The sequence below is a fragment of the Serratia sp. 201 genome (assembly GCF_037027545.1).
GTDB lineage: Bacteria > Pseudomonadota > Gammaproteobacteria > Enterobacterales > Enterobacteriaceae > Serratia > Serratia bockelmannii.
Genome location: NZ_JAXCHC010000001.1, coordinates 287,703 through 305,496 on the forward strand (window position 1 = coordinate 287,703; position 17,794 = coordinate 305,496).

Annotated in this window: 29 protein-coding genes; 26 read left to right on the plus strand and 3 right to left on the minus strand. The window is 54.5% G+C overall.

From position 1 onward, the window contains the following. Positions 1 to 2: 2 nt before the first annotated feature. From WA302_RS01580 to WA302_RS01590, 3 genes are all read right to left on the minus strand, one after another. Complete coding sequence (locus WA302_RS01580; protein ID WP_336062445.1) at positions 3 to 443, minus strand: hypothetical protein; 441 nt, start codon at positions 441 to 443, stop codon at positions 3 to 5. Between the two features lie 78 nt (positions 444 to 521). Beyond that, positions 522 to 650, minus strand: a complete 129-nt coding sequence (locus tag WA302_RS01585) for a YoaK family small membrane protein (protein ID WP_443018039.1) — start codon at positions 648 to 650, stop codon at positions 522 to 524. After that, on the minus strand, positions 643 to 1,281 hold the full coding sequence (locus WA302_RS01590; RefSeq protein ID WP_336062447.1) for a S24 family peptidase: 639 nt from the start codon (positions 1,279 to 1,281) through the stop codon (positions 643 to 645). Before WA302_RS01590 ends, WA302_RS01585 begins: the two co-directional genes overlap by 8 nt. Positions 1,282 to 1,378: 97 nt before the next feature. Here WA302_RS01590 and WA302_RS01595 point away from each other — a divergent pair, with 97 nt between their 5' ends. The 26 genes from WA302_RS01595 to WA302_RS01725 all read left to right on the plus strand — a co-directional run bounded on the left by WA302_RS01595 (position 1,379) and on the right by WA302_RS01725 (position 17,791). Continuing rightward, positions 1,379 to 1,606 (plus strand): transcriptional regulator, encoded by a 228-nt coding sequence (locus tag WA302_RS01595; protein ID WP_085337264.1) that lies wholly within the window; start codon positions 1,379 to 1,381, stop codon positions 1,604 to 1,606. A gap of 16 nt (positions 1,607 to 1,622) precedes the next feature. Then, positions 1,623 to 1,937 (plus strand): hypothetical protein, encoded by a 315-nt coding sequence (locus WA302_RS01600; protein ID WP_121976181.1) that lies wholly within the window; start codon positions 1,623 to 1,625, stop codon positions 1,935 to 1,937. Positions 1,938 to 1,945: 8 nt separating this feature from the next. Continuing rightward, positions 1,946 to 2,212: a hypothetical protein gene (locus tag WA302_RS01605; protein ID WP_336062450.1), complete on the plus strand. Its 267-nt coding sequence runs from the start codon at positions 1,946 to 1,948 to the stop codon at positions 2,210 to 2,212. A 26-nt stretch (positions 2,213 to 2,238) separates the two neighbouring features. Continuing rightward, the gene (locus WA302_RS01610; RefSeq protein ID WP_336062452.1) at positions 2,239 to 2,919 is read left to right on the plus strand and encodes a phage regulatory protein/antirepressor Ant; all 681 of its coding nucleotides are present in this window, start codon (positions 2,239 to 2,241) and stop codon (positions 2,917 to 2,919) included. Positions 2,920 to 2,921: 2 nt separating this feature from the next. Next, positions 2,922 to 3,098, plus strand: a complete 177-nt coding sequence (locus WA302_RS01615) for a DUF4222 domain-containing protein (protein WP_065426409.1) — start codon at positions 2,922 to 2,924, stop codon at positions 3,096 to 3,098. Between the two features lie 8 nt (positions 3,099 to 3,106). Further along, positions 3,107 to 4,177, plus strand: coding sequence for a hypothetical protein (locus tag WA302_RS01620; RefSeq protein WP_336062455.1), 1,071 nt, complete (start codon positions 3,107 to 3,109; stop codon positions 4,175 to 4,177). After that, positions 4,177 to 5,151, plus strand: coding sequence for a DUF968 domain-containing protein (locus tag WA302_RS01625; protein ID WP_336062457.1), 975 nt, complete (start codon positions 4,177 to 4,179; stop codon positions 5,149 to 5,151). The genes WA302_RS01620 and WA302_RS01625 overlap by 1 nt, the downstream gene beginning before the upstream one ends. Next, positions 5,148 to 5,504, plus strand: a complete 357-nt coding sequence (locus tag WA302_RS01630) for a RusA family crossover junction endodeoxyribonuclease (RefSeq protein WP_336062459.1) — start codon at positions 5,148 to 5,150, stop codon at positions 5,502 to 5,504. Before WA302_RS01625 ends, WA302_RS01630 begins: the two co-directional genes overlap by 4 nt. Further along, entirely contained in the window at positions 5,501 to 6,313 is an 813-nt protein-coding gene (locus tag WA302_RS01635) for an antitermination protein Q (protein WP_336062460.1), read from the plus strand. The genes WA302_RS01630 and WA302_RS01635 overlap by 4 nt, the downstream gene beginning before the upstream one ends. A 261-nt stretch (positions 6,314 to 6,574) precedes the next feature. Continuing rightward, positions 6,575 to 6,892 (plus strand): phage holin family protein, encoded by a 318-nt coding sequence (locus WA302_RS01640; protein ID WP_060441685.1) that lies wholly within the window; start codon positions 6,575 to 6,577, stop codon positions 6,890 to 6,892. Next, a complete protein-coding gene (locus WA302_RS01645; protein ID WP_336062463.1) occupies positions 6,879 to 7,313 on the plus strand; it encodes a lysozyme in 435 nt (144 codons plus the stop codon). The genes WA302_RS01640 and WA302_RS01645 overlap by 14 nt, the downstream gene beginning before the upstream one ends. Continuing rightward, positions 7,310 to 7,690: a hypothetical protein gene (locus WA302_RS01650; protein WP_336062465.1), complete on the plus strand. Its 381-nt coding sequence runs from the start codon at positions 7,310 to 7,312 to the stop codon at positions 7,688 to 7,690. The genes WA302_RS01645 and WA302_RS01650 overlap by 4 nt, the downstream gene beginning before the upstream one ends. Next, positions 7,581 to 7,847 (plus strand): Rz1-like lysis system protein LysC, encoded by a 267-nt coding sequence (gene lysC, locus WA302_RS25290; RefSeq protein WP_443018040.1) that lies wholly within the window; start codon positions 7,581 to 7,583, stop codon positions 7,845 to 7,847. The genes WA302_RS01650 and lysC overlap by 110 nt, the downstream gene beginning before the upstream one ends. Before the next feature lie 252 nt (positions 7,848 to 8,099). Then, on the plus strand, positions 8,100 to 8,300 hold the full coding sequence (locus WA302_RS01660; RefSeq protein ID WP_336062467.1) for a hypothetical protein: 201 nt from the start codon (positions 8,100 to 8,102) through the stop codon (positions 8,298 to 8,300). 140 nt (positions 8,301 to 8,440) lie between these two features. Continuing rightward, entirely contained in the window at positions 8,441 to 9,172 is a 732-nt protein-coding gene (locus tag WA302_RS25295; RefSeq protein ID WP_443018041.1) for a terminase small subunit, read from the plus strand. A gap of 71 nt (positions 9,173 to 9,243) precedes the next feature. Beyond that, on the plus strand, positions 9,244 to 10,482 hold the full coding sequence (locus WA302_RS01675; protein WP_241168844.1) for a PBSX family phage terminase large subunit: 1,239 nt from the start codon (positions 9,244 to 9,246) through the stop codon (positions 10,480 to 10,482). 214 nt (positions 10,483 to 10,696) lie between these two features. Further along, on the plus strand, positions 10,697 to 12,166 hold the full coding sequence (locus WA302_RS01680; protein ID WP_336062469.1) for a DUF1073 domain-containing protein: 1,470 nt from the start codon (positions 10,697 to 10,699) through the stop codon (positions 12,164 to 12,166). 55 nt (positions 12,167 to 12,221) lie between these two features. Continuing rightward, positions 12,222 to 12,770: a phage minor head protein gene (locus WA302_RS01685; RefSeq protein ID WP_197804498.1), complete on the plus strand. Its 549-nt coding sequence runs from the start codon at positions 12,222 to 12,224 to the stop codon at positions 12,768 to 12,770. Between the two features lie 49 nt (positions 12,771 to 12,819). Next, complete coding sequence (locus WA302_RS01690; RefSeq protein WP_336062471.1) at positions 12,820 to 14,082, plus strand: DUF2213 domain-containing protein; 1,263 nt, start codon at positions 12,820 to 12,822, stop codon at positions 14,080 to 14,082. Between the two features lie 10 nt (positions 14,083 to 14,092). Next, on the plus strand, positions 14,093 to 14,596 hold the full coding sequence (locus tag WA302_RS01695; protein ID WP_336062473.1) for a structural cement protein Gp24: 504 nt from the start codon (positions 14,093 to 14,095) through the stop codon (positions 14,594 to 14,596). Positions 14,597 to 14,606: 10 nt separating this feature from the next. Beyond that, on the plus strand, positions 14,607 to 15,554 hold the full coding sequence (locus WA302_RS01700; protein WP_201884206.1) for a DUF2184 domain-containing protein: 948 nt from the start codon (positions 14,607 to 14,609) through the stop codon (positions 15,552 to 15,554). Between the two features lie 41 nt (positions 15,555 to 15,595). Continuing rightward, positions 15,596 to 15,988, plus strand: a complete 393-nt coding sequence (locus tag WA302_RS01705) for an STY1053 family phage-associated protein (protein ID WP_336062477.1) — start codon at positions 15,596 to 15,598, stop codon at positions 15,986 to 15,988. Beyond that, entirely contained in the window at positions 15,957 to 16,367 is a 411-nt protein-coding gene (locus tag WA302_RS01710) for a DUF4054 domain-containing protein (RefSeq protein WP_151391813.1), read from the plus strand. The genes WA302_RS01705 and WA302_RS01710 overlap by 32 nt, the downstream gene beginning before the upstream one ends. Continuing rightward, on the plus strand, positions 16,364 to 16,870 hold the full coding sequence (locus WA302_RS01715) for a hypothetical protein (RefSeq protein ID WP_336062480.1): 507 nt from the start codon (positions 16,364 to 16,366) through the stop codon (positions 16,868 to 16,870). The genes WA302_RS01710 and WA302_RS01715 overlap by 4 nt, the downstream gene beginning before the upstream one ends. Beyond that, positions 16,870 to 17,256, plus strand: coding sequence for a head-tail adaptor (locus tag WA302_RS01720; protein WP_336062482.1), 387 nt, complete (start codon positions 16,870 to 16,872; stop codon positions 17,254 to 17,256). The genes WA302_RS01715 and WA302_RS01720 overlap by 1 nt, the downstream gene beginning before the upstream one ends. Then, positions 17,249 to 17,791: a phage neck terminator protein gene (locus WA302_RS01725; RefSeq protein ID WP_443018042.1), complete on the plus strand. Its 543-nt coding sequence runs from the start codon at positions 17,249 to 17,251 to the stop codon at positions 17,789 to 17,791. Before WA302_RS01720 ends, WA302_RS01725 begins: the two co-directional genes overlap by 8 nt. Positions 17,792 to 17,794: the final 3 nt, after the last annotated feature.

The window sequence follows — 17,794 nt, forward strand, 5'->3', positions numbered from 1 at the left end:
AATCACCCCTTAACCGGTGGTACGATGAAAAAACATTCTTTTTTATCTACTTGTCTAATCAACGACCTAACGTCATTACCTTCATGAAGCTCTAGCACAACATTATAAACACCAGATTTATCCAGTCGAACCCCACCTAGAAACATTGATGACATAACAATAGTTTGCCCAGGCACAGCTTTACTAAACATCAAAGTATCCATTTGGTTGTCATCCTGATGCTCTTTGTCAAGAACTGACACCCCGTCATAGAAGATATCTAAAGACGTTACATATTCTTTCGAGTCGTCAAAGACGAAACCAGCGGTAACTATAAACGGATAGGATTTTCCAAGTTCGACTCCATCGACAACCAGGTCAGGAGATGGCACGACATTAGCCTTATCTCCTTCTCCAATTAGCGATGGGTACAAAAAAGAAATCATCTCGTTAGCATTTGACATATCAAGCCTGTTTTGATTGTTCGTTACAATTCCAGTTGCAGTTACCCATGACGTGACAAGGCTGGCACTTTCGTGATTCTAGGGCATCGCATACCCACCGATGATGAACCAAGCCAGGAGCACTACAGCCGCCACGATGATGGCGACGGGGAACAGGTATCCGATCTTCATGTTGTTCTCATTCTTGTGATTTTGCATGTCAGCCATGCCGCTTAAAAGCCTGAGATTGGCTAAGCAACACTTTTCCTATGACCTTCAATTTGTTCTCATTTTCTTCAGTGATCACCCAGTCGACATACTCTGGATTATCCGAGTGAACAAGAAGATGATCTGGTAGCATCTGAAGTCTTTTTACATGGAGGTGGTTCTTGTAAAGAAACACATAGATGCCATCCCCACTAAAGTAGTCCTTGCTCACATCTACAAAAATCGCATCACCTAACTCGATCGTGCCGGCCATGCTGTCGCCATCAACGGTGATCATTTTTATCTGTGATGCTTGCTTTCCTCCGAACATCTGTACTGCGTGATCATCGGTATACTCAATGGAACGTATTGTCTGAACCACTTCGCTATTGATCACTCCTGGCCCGGCGCTTGCCTGAACATCAAGAACCTCAATTTTAAAATTTTGGCTTTCCTGTTCGGCAATTCGTTCATCATCGGTGCCGTCTAGAAATCCTGATGGCATTCCATAACTTTGCTCAAGGCGCCTGGCCGCCTTTTCACCAAATGAAGCTTTACCCGTCATAAGTTGTGACAGGTAGCTTTTTTCTTTGGCTGGGATCGTTTTCTCTGAAAACCAAGCCTTCAGGCGCTCACGCCGATTTTCTTTCATGTCCATGCGTCCATTTTGCGTAGCAATCACTAAACAAGCAAATGCTTGACGATTGGTTTAGTGTTTAATAAACTTCATTTAACTTATGAGGTGACCTATGCAACTAAAGCAATACATCGATGAATTAGAGCGTGGAGAAGCCAAGAAACTTGCAGAACGTCTTTTAGTTTCAAGCTCTTACTTGTCTCAAATGGCCTCTGGTCGTTGTTCAATCTCTCCAGCTCGCTGCGTAGAAATTGAAGCCGCTACGGATGGCAAGGTTAGTCGGCGTGATCTTCGACCTGACGATTGGCAGAAGATTTGGCCTGAACTAACCGCCGCATAACTTAGGAAAATTGTAAATGGAATCAGTCGCAACAAGTCGCAATTCAGTGCGCGTCAACTGCAAGCCTGAAGTGCTGGAGAGCTTCTTTCACAAGGAGGCCATTTTACGCGGCAACAAGCCGCTGGCGATGGGGATGGGGATCCACCCTTCGGGGTTGAGCCGTGACAAGGTTCGCATCGTGAAGATGGCGGCGCGGATGGTGTTGGAGCTTGGATTGCCTGAAGGGTGCGTTGCAGCTCCAGGATGCGAGCAAAACGTAGTGCTGACGGGTGATGAGGCAAAAAAGTTGCTTTCGATGCTGGAGCACATCCGGGAACCAAAGACGGAATAGGGGGCTTTATGGCCTGGGACACGTTTGTTTACGACAACATCAAGAAGCAGCTGGTGAAAGAGGGATTCAGCGAAGCGCTGGCTCAGGGGGGGGCATCACACGGGGCAGACCTTTACCGGCGGAAGTCGCAGGCGAGCAGGAAGGGGATGATTTATGACGACTGTCTCACGCTTGCGCGCCAGTACGTACTTGCGAGCTGCACCAAGGAAGAGAAGCCGGAATCAGGGAAGAAGAAAAGCCGAACAGCTGAAACTGCTCGGCCATCACTTTTCTAGAACCTAACCTGAGAGGTCGATTCATTATGGCAAACGTAGCGATCAGTGGCAACAGCCCGAAAATGACGAGTCGTGAAATTGCCGAGCTGACTGGCAAGCAACACGGGCACGTCATGCGCGACATCGAAATCATGCTGGAACAGCTTGGCGAAGGCCTGGATGGGTATATCCAGATTTGGAGACACCCCCAGAACGGCCAGCAATACCGGGAATACGCGCTCGACAGAGAGCATACCGAATGTTTGGTGACCGGATACAGCGCCAGCCTGCGCATGAGGGTGATCAAGCGCCTGCACGAACTGGAAGAGCAAAACTCTCTAGTACCGCAGACGCTGCCTGAAGCGCTGCGTCTGGCTGCTGATATGGCGGAACAGAAGGCAATGCTGGAGCAAAAGGTTCAAGCCGACGCACCGAAGGTGGCATTTGTCGATCACTACGTAGATGCATCGGGTTCAAAAAGCCTGCGCGCCACGGCCAAGGTTTTGAACATGCCGGAGAAAGCGATGATTGACGCGCTGATCCGCGACAAGGTTCTATTCCGCCAGTCCGGGAATCTGCTTCCCCACGCTCTACGCCAGCGCGACGGGCTATTCACCGTCAAAACTGGCACGTCTGATTTTGGTCACGCCTTCACGCAAACCAGGGTAACGCCGCGTGGCATCCATTGGATTGCTGAACGTTACGCCTCAGAGCTGATGGCGAGCTAACTATGAGCCAATCAACCCCACTGGATAGGAAATATGTCGATGACCACGGTAATCCCGTGAAGGTCATCCGGTGGGAGCGTGTAGAGCGTCAGGTGATTTTTATGAGAGAGGGCTACCCGCATGAATGCATGCAACCTCTTGAAAGATTTAAAGAGAAATTTAAGCGAGTAGACATATGAGCGCCTTAATGCAGCTTCTTGATCGGCCCATAGCTTACCAGCCGTCTTTCGTCGGCCTGGGGGTTGGGGTGACCGGCGCCGTTCTGCTGTCGCAGTTGGTTTACTGGCATAACCGAATGGATGCCGGCTGGTTCTACAAAACCCAGAAAGAGATCCGCGATGAAACAGGCCTTACGCGTGAGGAGCAGGAAACGGCACGCCGTCGCCTTATCTCCGCTGGGGTGCTTGAAGAGGATCGCCGTGGTGTACCAGCAAAGCTCTATTTTCGGGTTAAAGCCGATGCTCTTGAGTTGCTTCTTCTGAAGAAAATCAAAGAGAAAACCCAGAATGCGGGAAACCCTCATTCCAGTATGCGGGAATCCCGCATTCAAGAGTGCGGTAATGCCGCAGACAAGAATGCGGAAAACCCTCAGACAAGTTTGCGGGAAAGCAGCGCGCCAGATTGCGGGATTCCCGCAGACATTCATACAGGAGATTACACAGAGATTACTTCAGAGACTACAGCAGAGAAAAAACCTGTACGTCCGCCGGCTGCGCCGACAGACCAACCGCAAGAAGAATCTTTGAAAATCGATTACGACGAAGTGCTACGGATATTCCGCACCACGCTGCCAGAACTGCCAGACGTCCTGAAGATGACCGACGGGCGCCGCAAGGCACTGCGCAAACTCTGGAAGGACTACGAGATGGACATGGAGCGCTGGGGCGCTTACCTGCGGTACATCTCGAAGAAATGCCGCTGGATGCTTGAAGACCGCCCAGACACGAACAGCGGCAAGACCTGGCGCAAAAAGGACTTCGACTACCTGATCACTGAGAAATGCTACCTGAAGGTCAAGGAAGAGCGGGCTGATGATCTCCCGAAAGTACAGCGCCAGGACAGCGCCGCCCGCGAAGAGGCTTATGTCCGCCTGGTATCCCAGCGCCAGCAGCCACGGAACGAGGTTGAGAAGCTTGCGAAGGAGATGGCCGGATCCCTTGGTCGCATGACCGATTACGACGCCCGCCGAGCATGGACGGGGATTTGGGCTCAGGCAGTAGCCAAGGCCAGCGAGAACGATTTAGCGAGGATTGCCTGATGAGAGCGATAGTCAAAGCAGCGGTACAGCGTGATCTGGGTATTGCCCTGATCCCGGTTGACGAAAAGCTGGCATTTCACATGACAGGCCGCGTGATGGTTTCCACGCTGCCGAAAGAGTTCAAAGACGCACCTGAAGGCATCCTGCCGGCGGTGGAGCATGAGATCGCCAACGACCCACGGCTACAGGGTTTTTTCACAGATGAACGCGTCATCAACGCTTGCGGCGGGGTTAATGCGATTGAAGCCTGGGCGACGCAGTTCACGAAATGCCAGTACAGCAAGCACGACCTGCCGGAGACAATTCTGGACACAGAGCGCGTAGGTAATTCGGCCGTTCGCATTTGTCCTGGGTGCTACAAAAAAAGCCTGGGTGTATCGCCGAAACTGGAAAAAATCGCAGACCGCAATACAGCGCGCTGGGTGGTGGCAACGGCAAAACACCGCCTGAAGTCTGAGGGACAGCTGACAATCCCTGAGCTGATGCTGTGGGCCATGCTGTCCGGCGTATTCGACCTGATCCCCGATGACGTTGCGCGCACCGTTACCGACTTACCGGAACCAAAGGTAATCACAGGCACACGCAAGGAGTCCGAAATGGACTGCACGCCAGCGGCCACTGCGATTATTTCCAAGCAGGCGGCTAAGTGTTTCACCGTAGACCCAGCACCACAAAAGGCTTTCATGCTGCGGCCGAAGCTCACCCGCGTAGAGGACAGCAAATATACCCGATGGGTTAAGACTCGCCCCTGCTGCGGTTGCGGCGCCCGAGCTGATGACCCTCATCACATTATCGGCCACGGCCTGGGAGGGATGGGAACCAAGCCCAGCGACTACCTGACAATCCCGCTGTGTCGTACCTGTCACCGCAAACTGCATGACGATCCAGCGGCGTGGGAAGCGGAACATGGTAGCCAAACAGATTTGCTGGCGCAGTTCCTGGATTACTCCATTGGCATCGGGGCGATCGCATGAAAACGTACCCGATCACGCCAATCCCTAAACCACGCATGACACAAAAAGACCGGTGGGCGAAGCGCCCGCCAGTTCTCCGCTACCGGGCATTCTGCGACGAGGTGAAATTGAATCGAATCTCGCTGCCTGAGAGCGGCTATCACGTGACGTTTGTTTTACCCATGCCAGATAGCTGGAGCAAGAAGAGACGCGCTGAGATGGCCGGTAAACCGCATCAGCAGAAGCCAGACAAGGACAATCTGGAGAAGGCATTGCTGGATGCCATTTTTGAGGACGACTGCCGCATCTGGGACGGTCGAGTAACAAAGATTTGGGGCGAAGTAGGCCAAATAATTATAGGGGAAATAGTATGAGATTAGAGTCGATTCCAAAATACTTTGCACCGAAATCACCGACCTTTAGCGACTCACCACGTGCGACGGCTTCTGACTCCTTGACCGGTACTGACGTGATGGCGGCATTCGGGATGTGTCAGGCTCAGGCAGAATTCGGTCTGGATTTGTTCTTGGCAAAACAGGGCATCAGCTCACCTGAGCGCGCGCTGGAACGGTTGAAGGAATACGCGATAAAAGCTGCCGGCGCACACAAGGCCATCCGCAAACACAGTGAAGAGATTCAGCACAGAGCGATCGGCGTCATGGTGGCGTTTGCATTCCAGGATTACTCCCGCAGCGCGGCCAGCGTCAGGACGTGCGAATGCTGCAAGGGAGAGGGCTTTATTGATGCTGAGGTCTTCACCAACAAAGTCCAGTACCCAGACGGTAAGCCACCGAAGTGGGCGAAAATCACAAAAGGCGTGTTCCCGTCGTACTGGGAGGAAGTGAAATCAGTGAGGGAGGTTGTGAAGGTGCTTTGCCCGACCTGCAAGGGAAAGAAGGTGATCAGCAATGCCTGCAGATGTAACGGACGCGGCAAGGTGCTGGACAAGAAGCTGAGCGATAAGACAGGGATCCCGGTGACGAAGGACTGCGACAAGTGCAGTGGTAGAGGGTATGCGCGCCTGCCGGCTGAGCAGGTTAGAAAGGCGCTGGCGCTGGAAGGTTTAGAGATAGCGGAAACCACCTGGCGCCGGGACTACAAGCCCTTCTATGAGCAGCTCGTCACGCAGTGTCACAAAGAGGAAAGCATTGCGGATTCTATGCTGGCGGCGGTCACGGTTTAACAGAATTAAGAAAAATAGCGTCACGTTAAAAGCAAGGTATTGACATTTTGGCGAAAATGGACTAGCTTTATCTCCATGATGTGATATTTCCGCTTGTCACATGCCCAATCAATTAAGGCCCGCCTCTGTGCGGGCTTTTTGCATTTCAGCCCCAGCCAACGGACGACACACACGGCACCCTCTTACCGGCAGCGTTTACGGCTGGTGGCTGATCCCTGTCCATAACCCGAAGCCGGGAAAGAGCCCCGGAAGGGGGAGGTTATGAAAATGCCCTGGAAGAACGAACCCAACATTCTCTCGATGCTGATTGCATTCGGCATGACCCTGCTGGGAGCCATTGCCAGTTACTCATTCAAGGTGCTAAACGGCGAGGCCTTCAGTTGGCGCACGCTGTTTCTACAGCTCTTCGTTTCTATCTTCGCCGGGTTAACCATGGTGATGATCGCCCTGCATTACGACTGGCCGTCAGAAGTGATGGGTGGTGTGTGTGGTATGGCTGGCTGGTCTGGCGCATCACTGATTAAGGCGCTGGAACGTCGATTCTTGAACAAAGCAGGTGATGGCTATGAAAACCAGTAACAACGGACGCAATTTCATCAAGGGTTTTGAGCAGCTTCGCCTGAAGGCATACCCAGACCCCGGCACCGGCGGCAAGCCCTGGACGATTGGTTGGGGCCACACCAAGGGCGTTATACAGGGCGACCGAATTACCCAGGAGCAGGCAGAATCGTTCTTCTCCGAGGATTTGGCTGTGTTTGAGCTGACGGTCAACGGCGCGATTAAACGCCCGATGACGCAGAAACAGTTTGACGCGATGGTCTCGCTGGCGTTCAACATCGGCGGCCCGAACTTCGCGCAATCCACGCTGGTGAAGAAATTCAACATCGGCGACGTGCAAGGCGCAGCGGATGAGTTCCCAAAATGGCGTAAGGCGGCAGGTGAGGTTATGCCGGGCCTAGTGAAGCGTCGTGCGGCAGAACGCGAGATGTTTCTGTCATGAACACCTCATTCAGCTTCCGCGCGATGGCGATCGGCCTGTTGCTGGTGGCGCTGATTGTTGCTGGCCGGCTGGCGTTTTACTTCCACAGCAACGCAGTAAAGGCCGGTGAGCAGGTTAAGCTGCAGGAAAAGACGCTGGCGCAGCAGTCAGGACTGATCTCAACCCTGCAAGCACAAGACCGGAAGAACAGAGCCTTGGCAGCGGAGCAACAACAAAGAGAGCAGCTACTACGCCAGCGCGAGGAAACCTACCAGAGGAAATTGCGTGATGCACTTAAAGGCAGTAAATGTGGGAATAGTCCTATGCCTGCCGCTGTTGTTGAGCTCCTGCAGCAGAACGTCGCCGGCGCTGCAGCAAATCGTCCTGCTGCCCCCTGAGTCTGTGTTTAACCCCTGCGAGCAGCCAGAGCTGCAAGGCAATACCTGGGGCGACGCGGTGAGCTACACGCTGGCGCTGCAAACAGCCCTATCAATCTGCGCCGGCCAGGTGGCCACGCTGAACCAATGGCGTGAAAGTATTGGGAGAGAAAAATGACATGCAATTTGGTCTGTAAAATCAAAATTCGTCGTTGGATCACCCCGGTGCTGGTCATCGCGTGTCTAACAAAATGGGATTGGTTGCTGATGAAATGCATCAGCATGAAGATTAAAACTGTCCCGACTGAGGCATAGCATTACAGGTGGCATTCACTGAGTGCCATGGATAATACACTTGTGATTTTCGGAACTGACCCCATTTACATATTGTTACTCGCAAATGTAGCGGGTTATCTGAATGGAGATCTCTATGTTAGAAAGCTACGTAATTAAGACAACGGAAGAACGCAATCGCCTCCAAGCAGTACAAGCAGCCTTGGAGATTGCTAAAGCGTCTGTTGGGGTTGCGAATGCCGGAACGTCATCTAAAGTTTCCGTGGATTTGAAGGCGGTTGCCGCTGAAATTAGCGGTCTGGCTGATGCAATCCAAGAGGCCGTTGCAAAAAAATAAACTGACCGCCTACGGGCGGTTTTTTATTGTCCATCACAGAGCGCCCTAAAGGACGCTGTGTAATGCGCAAAGCAAAGTCACCGAATCTATCCGGCTCGCTGTGGGGTAGAGGCTGGTGACTTTTTTATTTTGGAGGAATCATGGCAAAACCGGATTGGGGGGCATTGCAGAATCAGTTCCTCACCGAGCACGCCAAGACGAAGATATCCCCCAAGGCATGGTGCGAGGCGAAGGGACTTAACTACACCAGCGCGCGACGCTATATCAAACTGCCTGCGCAGAATGATGCGCAAAGTGCGCAGGAAAAAGTGCGCAGTGCGCAGAGTGCGCAAAACGGCCAAAGCCCTACCGCGCCTAAGCAGGCACCGCAGGAATTCGGTGGCGAAGAGGAAGGCAGCGCCAAAGAAAGCCAAAGCCTTTTAAAACCGCAGCATGAACAATTTGCGCAGAACATTGCGCAGGGCATGCCGCAGAAAGAGGCGGCGATCTGCGCAGGCTATGCGCCCACGAATGCCGAATCGCAAGCGTCCGTGCTCTTACGCCGTCCTGACATCAAGGCCAGGGTAAAGGAGCTGCGCAATGAGGCTGCGCTGCTGGTTTCGTTCAACGCCGGCCACCTGGCGGAGCTGTCATATAAATCTGCGCAGCTGGCGCTAAAAAATCAGAAGTTCGGCCAGGTGGCGCCCAACGTCAAGAACGCTGCGCAGCTTACCGGTATCGACATGAGCTCGAACAAGACCGAGGTTAATGTCGATCTGGCTGGCCTGAGTTACGGCAAGGTCTGCATCGTCACCCCGGCGAACTGCCCGGAGGATGTGTGGGCCTCTCACATGGAAAAGTTGCGTGAGGGAAAGCCGATAGCCCAGTCATAATCGACGGCGTTCTGTATGCCTTTAGTAGTGACTGGGCGACAGATGTCCTTTACGACGCCCCGATCGGCTCCGTGCGCTGGCGTTGGACATTCGGCGGACGTGGTGGCGGTAAATCGGTAGAGATTGCCCGCGCGCTGGTTATCCTTGGCGCCATTGACCCAATGATCATCCTCTGCGCGCGTGAGTTCCAAAACTCTATAGGTGATTCCGTCCTGGCGCTGCTGGAGGCGGAGATTTACGCGCTCGGGCTCAATCATTTCTACTCGGTAAAGAACAACGAGATCACCGGTCGCAACGGCACACGGTTTACGTTCAAAGGCCTGCGCAACAATATCCAGTCCATCAAGTCGATGCACGGCATCAAGATTTGCTGGGTGGAAGAGGCGCAGACGGTATCGCAGGATAGCTGGGACATCCTCAGCCCTACAGTTCGCGCCAACAAGTCCGAAGTGTGGGTGTCATTCAACCCGCGAGAAGAAACCGACCCAACCTACGCAATGATGATCCGGCACCAGGATGATCCGCCTGATGGTGGAGCGATTATCCGCAAGGTCAATTACTGCGATAACGCCTTCTTCCCCGAGGTTCTTCGGCAGGAGATGGAGTATTGCAAACGCATTGACTTTGAAGCCTATGAGCACATTTGGTTGGGGCTGCCAAAGGCTATCAGTGAGGCCGTTATCTTCTCGGGTAAATATCGGGTTGAGGCATTCTCTGATGACCTATGGCTTGAGGCTGATCGCCTGTTCTTCGGCGCTGACTTCGGCTTTGCCAATGACCCGTCAACGCTGGTGCGATGCTTCATTCTTGGCAGGCGCCTCTATATCGAGTATGAGGCCTACGGCGTAGGTGTTGAGCTTGATGACCTGTGGAAGTTCTACGCAGGGAAAGATGGCGCTCCCGCTGACCAATTGAGTCAGTGGAAGGTCGGGGACGATAAAAAGTATCCGGGCATACCTGGCGCCAGAAAGTGGCCTATCCACGGCGACAGCAGCCGACCGGAAACGATCAGCTATTTGTCGCGACAAGGTTTCGTCATCGATGCTGCCGCTAAATGGCCCGGAAGCGTGGAGGACGGGATCGCTTACCTGAAGGGCTTCGAGGAAATCATCATTCATGAGCGATGCAAGCACATGGTGGATGAGGCGAGGCTCTACTCGTACAAGACCGACCGCTTAACCGGGGAAGTGTTGCCTGTCGTTGTGGACAAGCACAACCACCTGTGGGATGCGGTGCGCTACTCGCTGGATGGCTATATCACCAGTGAGGGCGATCTGGGTGTATGGGCCGCGCTAGGCAAGCAGCAGTAACGACAAAATAGCCGTTTGGACTTAAAAAACGGCTATGCAAAATCACCCCTGTTTTATGCACTGTTTATGCAGTCCGTTTTCGGCTATTCCGACGATAAAACCCAGACAAATCATCCACTGAGCACAATCAGCGGGTGAGTGCTGTTTCGTCGGTGCGGTTAACGACCATTATGTTAAATAGTGCCGAAAAACGACAATTTTCAGTGAGGGAAAGATGGCCCGCAAAAACCGCCGAAACGGCGCTAAAAAGCCCGTTGCGACAGCTGACGGGTACAACAACTTTCCCGCCAAGTTAGGCGCACAGACGCAGAATATCCAATCTGCCGGCACCTACACGCCAGGCTACATCACCCGCAACCGCGTGATGCTGGAATTTGCCTATCGGTCATCGTTTCTGGTCGGCGCTGCGGTAGATGCCGTTGCCGATGATATGACCCGTAAAGGCGTCAGCATCACGTCGAAGCTGAAGCCGGGGCAGAAGGGCCAGGTGGAAACCTTCTGGGATTCTGCGGCCATCTGGGACGGACTGAACGACACGCTCAAGTGGTCACGTCTCTACGGCGGCGCGGTGCTGGTGGTGCTGATTGAAGGTCAGGACATGAGCTCACCGCTCATTACCGACCGCATCAAGAAGGGGCAGTTTAAAGGCGTGATGTGCTTTGACCGCTGGCAACTCGACCCATCCTATAACGATCCGGTCACCGAATACGGCCCGGATTTCGGCAAGCCGAAGTTTTACAAGGTGGTGACGAACCAGAAAGGCATTCCGCCCTGGAAGATTCACCACAGCCGACTAATCCGCATGGAAGGTGATTCGCTGCCCTATCAGCAGTCGATTACAGAAAACGGCTGGGGCATGTCGGTGATTGAGCGCATCTTCGAGCGCATTCAGGGGTTCGATACAGCTACCGCCGGCACCACTCAGCTGATCCACAAAGCGCACCTTCGCACCTACAGCATCGAAGGTTTACGAAAAATCCTCGCGACGGGCGGCACGCTGGAAGAAGGCCTGATGAAGCACATGGACATGATCCGTGAGTTCCAGACCATCGAAGGCATGACCATCATGGACAAGAGCGATGAGTTTGCCACGCACAGCTATTCGTTCTCGGGTATTGCTGACGTTATCTTGCGCTTTGCTGAGCAGGTTTCTGGCGCAACGGGCATTCCTCTGGTTCGGTTGTTTGGTCAATCGCCATCAGGATTCAGTACCGGCGACGGTGACCTGGAGAACTACTACAGCCGCATCAACTCGCAGCAGGAACGGCGTCTGCGTCGTCATATTCGCTGGCTGATGGATATTACCTGGCGTTCGCTGTTTGGTTCTGAGTTGCCTGATGACTTCTCCTTCGAGTTCAACAAGCTATGGGAGATGTCCGACATTGACCGCGCCACAATGGCGAACAACGTCGCCAGCGCGCTTGCAACAGCCGTGCGTGACATCGGTATGTCGCCGGCGGCCGCACTCAACGATCTGCGCAACATATCAGACGTGATCGGCATCGGTGGTTCAATCACCGACAAGGATATCGAAGATGCGAAGTCGCAGTATGAGGAGTCTGAATCTGAAACCGGCGCTCCGCCGTCGTTCAGAGATCCAGTATCAGAAAAGCCTACTGGGGATAGTCAGCGAGATAAACAAAATCGTCACTGGATCATACGATGGTTCCCAGGCAAGCGCTAACACGGTAGCCGATCACCTCATCGACTACTCGCAGGTACTGGACGACTGGGCGGCAATGGTCGGTCAGAAAATGTTCCTGCAGGTGGAGCGCGAGGAGTGGACGCAGTGGAAATCGGTATCACAGCAGATTTCCGAAGGGCTTCGGGATGTAGTGGGCAATACGCCGATCGGACAGGTGACACAGGATATTGTCTACCGGCAAATCCAGTTGATGAAGTCCCTGCCGCTGGAAGCCGCCGATCGTGTCCGAGAAATCCAGCAGCGCGCTATACAGGCCACAATTCATGGAGAACGCCCCGACGCGCTGTACGAGATGATCATGCAGTCCGGTGATGTGGCGGCCAGTAGGGCGAAGATGATTGCCCGCACAGAGATAGGCCGCGCCACGGGCGCACTGACGCAGGCCCGCGCGCTGGCCGTTGGCTCTGAAGGATATTGGTGGCGCATTGAGGGCGCCGGTACGCGACCATCGCATAAAAAAATGCGGGATAAGTTCGTGTACTGGCACAACCCGCCGACGCTGGACGGCATGACCGGCCACGCCGGATGCCTGCCGAATTGCAAATGCTGGTCTGAGGTTCACATACCTGGGCCAAGAAAATAACTGGCCGCCGCTGGCGGTTTTTTTGTGCCCGCCATTCAGCAGGTAACCCATGAAATATTTCTTCACGACCCGCCTGGGTGAAACCCGCTTCCAGACGGCAGATGGCGCGCTGCTGTGCAAAGACGTGCCTATCGCGCGTACCGGTGTGCAAACCTACCTGCCTGAGGAGATCGACCTTGAGCCGGGGCTGGATGGACTGGTGCATGTCTACCGCACCGAGGATGAAGTTTTCTCCACCGAGACAATGGCGAGCTTTGAGGGAGTCGCAGTCACGCTTGAGCACCCCGAAGACAGCAACGGCAATATCGTTTTCGTCAATCCGACCAACTTCGCGGAGCTGGCCCACGGACACATCCAGAACGTCCGGCGCGGCACAGGCGACAAATCAGACCTGCTGATCGCTGATGTGCTGGTGAAGCGGCAGGAAGCCATCGACCGGATCAACTCTGGACTGACCGATGTCAGCTGCGGCTACGACGCGCAGTACAAGCAGCTATCGCCCGGTAAGGGCAAGCAATACCAAATCACAGGAAACCATCTTGCCGTCGGCATCGACCGGGGGCGGGCGGGTTCTCGTTGTGCTATCGGGGACTCAGCCCCAACCATCAAAAAGGAGAAGCCTGTAATGTCATGGCTGAAAAAACTGGCTACGGCCATCAAGACGAAAGATGAGGACGCTCTGAGCAAACTCATCGACGAGGCGCCGGAGATTCCATCTGACGGTATGGGCTCTATTCCCGGTCACACCATCAACATCAACGTGCCTTCGCAGGCAACCGCGTTGCCGGCTGAAAGTCGCACGACCACCGACGAAAACCCGGACGACGAAAACAAAACCGGTGATGCTGACGTTCCTGAGTGGGCTACGGCCATTCTGGCGCGCCTGGATAAGCTGGAAGGCAAAACCACCGACGAAAACCCGGACGAAACCAAGACCGGCGACGAAGACGCAGAGGAAGACAAGAAAGTCACCGGCGATGCGGACTTCAAACGCAACATCATCTCTGATGCGGAAATCATTTGTCCTGGCTTCCAGCCGAACGGCGATAAGGGGCTCAAGCGTCAGGTGCTGAACCAGGCACTGCGCACCGGTGACAGCCTGAAGGCGTTTGGTGTGGCTGACTTCAACAAGGCACCAAAGGCCACTGTTGATGCGGTGTTTACTGCTGCCGTGCAGATGAGCAAGGTGAAAAACACAGTAACACCGCCGCCTATCAACAAGCACACCATTGACGGCGCAACGGCCCCAAAACATCTCACGCCAGCCCAGATCAATGAGCTGAACCGTAAATTCTGGAACGAACGTAAATAAGGTAATCATCATGGCTGGAAATGCTTATTTAACCCGTATGCCTATGGGCATTGCCGGGGCTGTGACGCGTCCCCGCGATCTCACCATTGAGCCGGTAACCCTCGATCACCAGAAGCAATTCGCTTCCTACGGTCTGGCCGGTAAGTACGTTAACGACAAGTTTGTGCCGCTTGAGTCCGGCGACACCATCGACAAAGTGAAGGGGGTCCTGGTTCGTCCGTATCCAATCACCTCCTATGCCGATTTGGCTTACCTGGGTGTTAACGCGAACCAGGTGGGCGACAACCTGAAGCGCGGCTATATCTGCGTCAAGGTAACTGCCGGCACCGCGCCTAGCGCCAAGAAAGGCGACCCGATTTATGTTCGCGTCGCTGGTGGTACTGCCGGCAGTCCGGTAGGCACTTTCGTGCTGACACCAGACGCCACCGCCGAGAATACGCCTCAGCTGGTAAGTGCAGAATTAATGGGGCCAGGCGAAGCCGATGGCCGTGTCGAAATTGCCTTCAACATCTGAGGAACACTGAATGTTTACTATTGACCGAGCTACCATCGACTCCTCCGGCGTTTTCCTCGTCGGCGAACTGGAGCGCATGGATCAGACGCTGAACATGCCGCTGACGTCTGTGAAATGGACGCGCGATATGCCGCTGCGCAGCGACATCTCCATCGCTGATGAAGTGTCATCCTTCACCAATACCGATTTCGCCAGCGTCGGCGGCCCTAACCCTACCGGCAAAAACTGGCTGGGTAAGAAGGCTACAGCTATTCCGGGTATTGAACTGGATATTCTGCCAACCCGTAACAACCTGACCCCGTGGGCGCAGGAAGTAGGCTGGACAGTGCTGGAACTGGCATCCGCTCAACAGGTGGGGCGTCCTATCGACGTACAGAAGTACGAAGGTATGAAGCTGAAGTGGAATATGGACACCGACGAACAGGTATACGTCGGCGATTCTGAGCTGGGTGTGTCTGGCCTGCTCAATCTTCCATCCGTAACGCCGATCGCAGCTTCTGCAGCGTGGACGGCAACAACCGATCCTGACGTGATCGTGCAGGACATCAACCTGGTGCTGACCGACGGCTGGGTGCGTTCTGGTTACGCGGTATGCCCGGCAAAAATCGGCCTGGCGCCGGAACTGTTCGGCCTGCTGGCAAGCAAGAAGGTTTCCTCCGCGGGCAACATCTCGGTGCTGGAGTACGTGAAGATCAACACCATCGCTTTCCAGGAGAACGGCGAGCCGCTGGAAATCGTCTCCATGAAGTGGGCTTCCAAACGTGGCGCTGGTGGCGCGCATCGTATCGTCGCATACACCCAGGACGAGAAATTTGTACGCTTCCCAATGGTGCCACTACTGAGCACTCCGCTTGAGTATCGCGGCATGCAACAGCTCACCGTGTACTACGGCAAACTGGGCCAGGTGGAAACGCCTTATTCCAATACCATCGCCTACCTCGACGTGCCGGCGGCCTGATAACTGATGGCGGGGTAACCCGCCTTTCATGGAGCAACGAAATGAAATACATCGTATCTTCGGCCGCGTCTCTCAGCTTTGCTGATGGCAGTCGCCATGAACTGACGCCGGGCATTCACGACAGCTTCCCCGATCACGTTAAAAAGCACTGGGCATTCACCCACCATGCTAAACCGTTGTCTGAATCGGATTTGCAGCAGGAGCAGCAGGACGGCGAATTGTCTCTGCGCGTGGCTTCACTGGAAGACCAGGTTATCGATCTGCAGAAGCAGCTGGAAGTTGAGCAGGGCAAGGTAACCGAGCTGACAGGACAGCGTGACGCGCACGCCAAGACCATTGACGAGCACGTAGCCACTATCGCCGATCTGCAGAAGCAACTGGAAGCGGCAAAGGTGACTGACAATGCCAAAAAACAGCCTACTGCCAACAAATGAGAAATTCCGCGCTGACTTTCCTGAGTTTGCCGACAAGACCCGCTACCCGGACGCTGCTGTAAATTTCTATCTCGGTCAGGCTGACACCATCCTCAATCAAGACGTGCTGGGCGATCAGTTCGTGTATCTCGCTGAGCTTTTCACGGCGCATTACACGGAACTGCGCGGCCGCGCGCTGGCTGGTTCTGGGCTGGGACTGGTGAACAGCAACGGATCGGCCGGTGTGGCGACATCCAAATCGGTCGATAAGGTGAGCGTCAGTTATGACGTGTCTGGGGTAATCAATCCCGATGCCGGCTTCTGGAATAACACCGCCTACGGGCGTGAGTTCTTCTGGTGGTGGTCGATGTTCGGTGCGGGCGGGAGGCAAATCCTGTGAAAAGCGGGCTCAAGGTCAGGAAGGACAATGCCGAAACGGTGCTGTCGTCTTTGCGCTCGCTTTCAAAAATGGATGTGCTGGTGGGCATCCCAGAGGCTAACGCAACGCGGGAAGATGGCGAGAGCCTGAACAACGCGGAGATAGGCTATCTGCAATCTACCGGAGCCACGGTGCAGCTTGGCGGCCAAACCGTCACGCTGCCACCGCGCCCGTTTCTGGATATGGGGATCGAGGACACCAAGCCGCGAACCACTGAGCACCTGAAGGCGGCCGCCGTGGCTGCGCTGAACGGCAAAACAGAGGCGGCGCAGCGGGAGCTTGAAAGCGCTGGACAGATTGCGCGGGATGGCGCCAAGGCGGTCATTGGTGCCGGTGACAGGCTTCACCCTCTCTCTGAGATGACGAAGGCTAACCGGCGTGCCAAAGGCATTCCCGGCGACAAGCCGCTCTATGCTCACGGCTATCTGCTGCGCTCAATCACTTACGTGGTAAGGAGTAAATAATGCCGCTTCTCGACGTGACCGAGGTACTGCTGGATCCTGATTTTGTCGATACGACGTTGGTTTGCCATCGGCAGATTCAGAGCCGGGACGGTGACAACTTCACGACCAACACTCAGCAGGATGCTCCTTTCTCCGGTGTGGTGACCGTTGACCGCTCACTGGAAGCGCGACGTATGGCCGCCGGCCAGAACATCAACGGCGCCATTCTTATCGTGACGCAATTTCGGCTCACACAGGGCCAGCCTGGCCTTGATGCGGATGTCGTGACCTATCGGGGCAGGAAGTACCGCGTGACGTTTGTTGACCCGTACACGGCGTATGGCGCGGGGTTCGTTCAGGCACACTGTGAGCTGATGGAGTTTGACGGAGGATCACCCGTTGAGTAACGACAGCACAGCGCCCGGATACCTGACGCCGGTCAGCGATGGGCCAACCTACGACGAAGCGCTGGAACGCCAGCTTAGTCGGTGGATTCGCGGCGTTACCGGCATGGACAAGGGAGATGTTTACCCGCGCTGGACTGACCCACAACCACAGATACCGAAAAACGGCACCACCTGGTGCGCCTTCGGCATTACCGGCGTACAGGAAGATGCCAACCCCGCGTATATCCAGGGCGATGAAAGATCCGAACAGTGGTCGCACGAAACCATCGATATTCTGGTGTGCTTCTATGGCCCGCAGGGAATGACGGTAGCAACCCGTTTCCGTGATGGCCTGTTTGTCTCGCAGAACAATGACGAGCTGAAAAACATCGATCTGACCCTGCTCGACTGCGGGCGGATATTCAACCTTCCAGAACTCATCAACAACCAGTGGGTGCGACGGTATGACATCGCCGTGCGCCTGCGTCGCAAAGTGATCCGCGAGTACGGCATCAAATCGCTGGTGGAAGCACCGGTTCAATTCTTCGGAGAATAATCT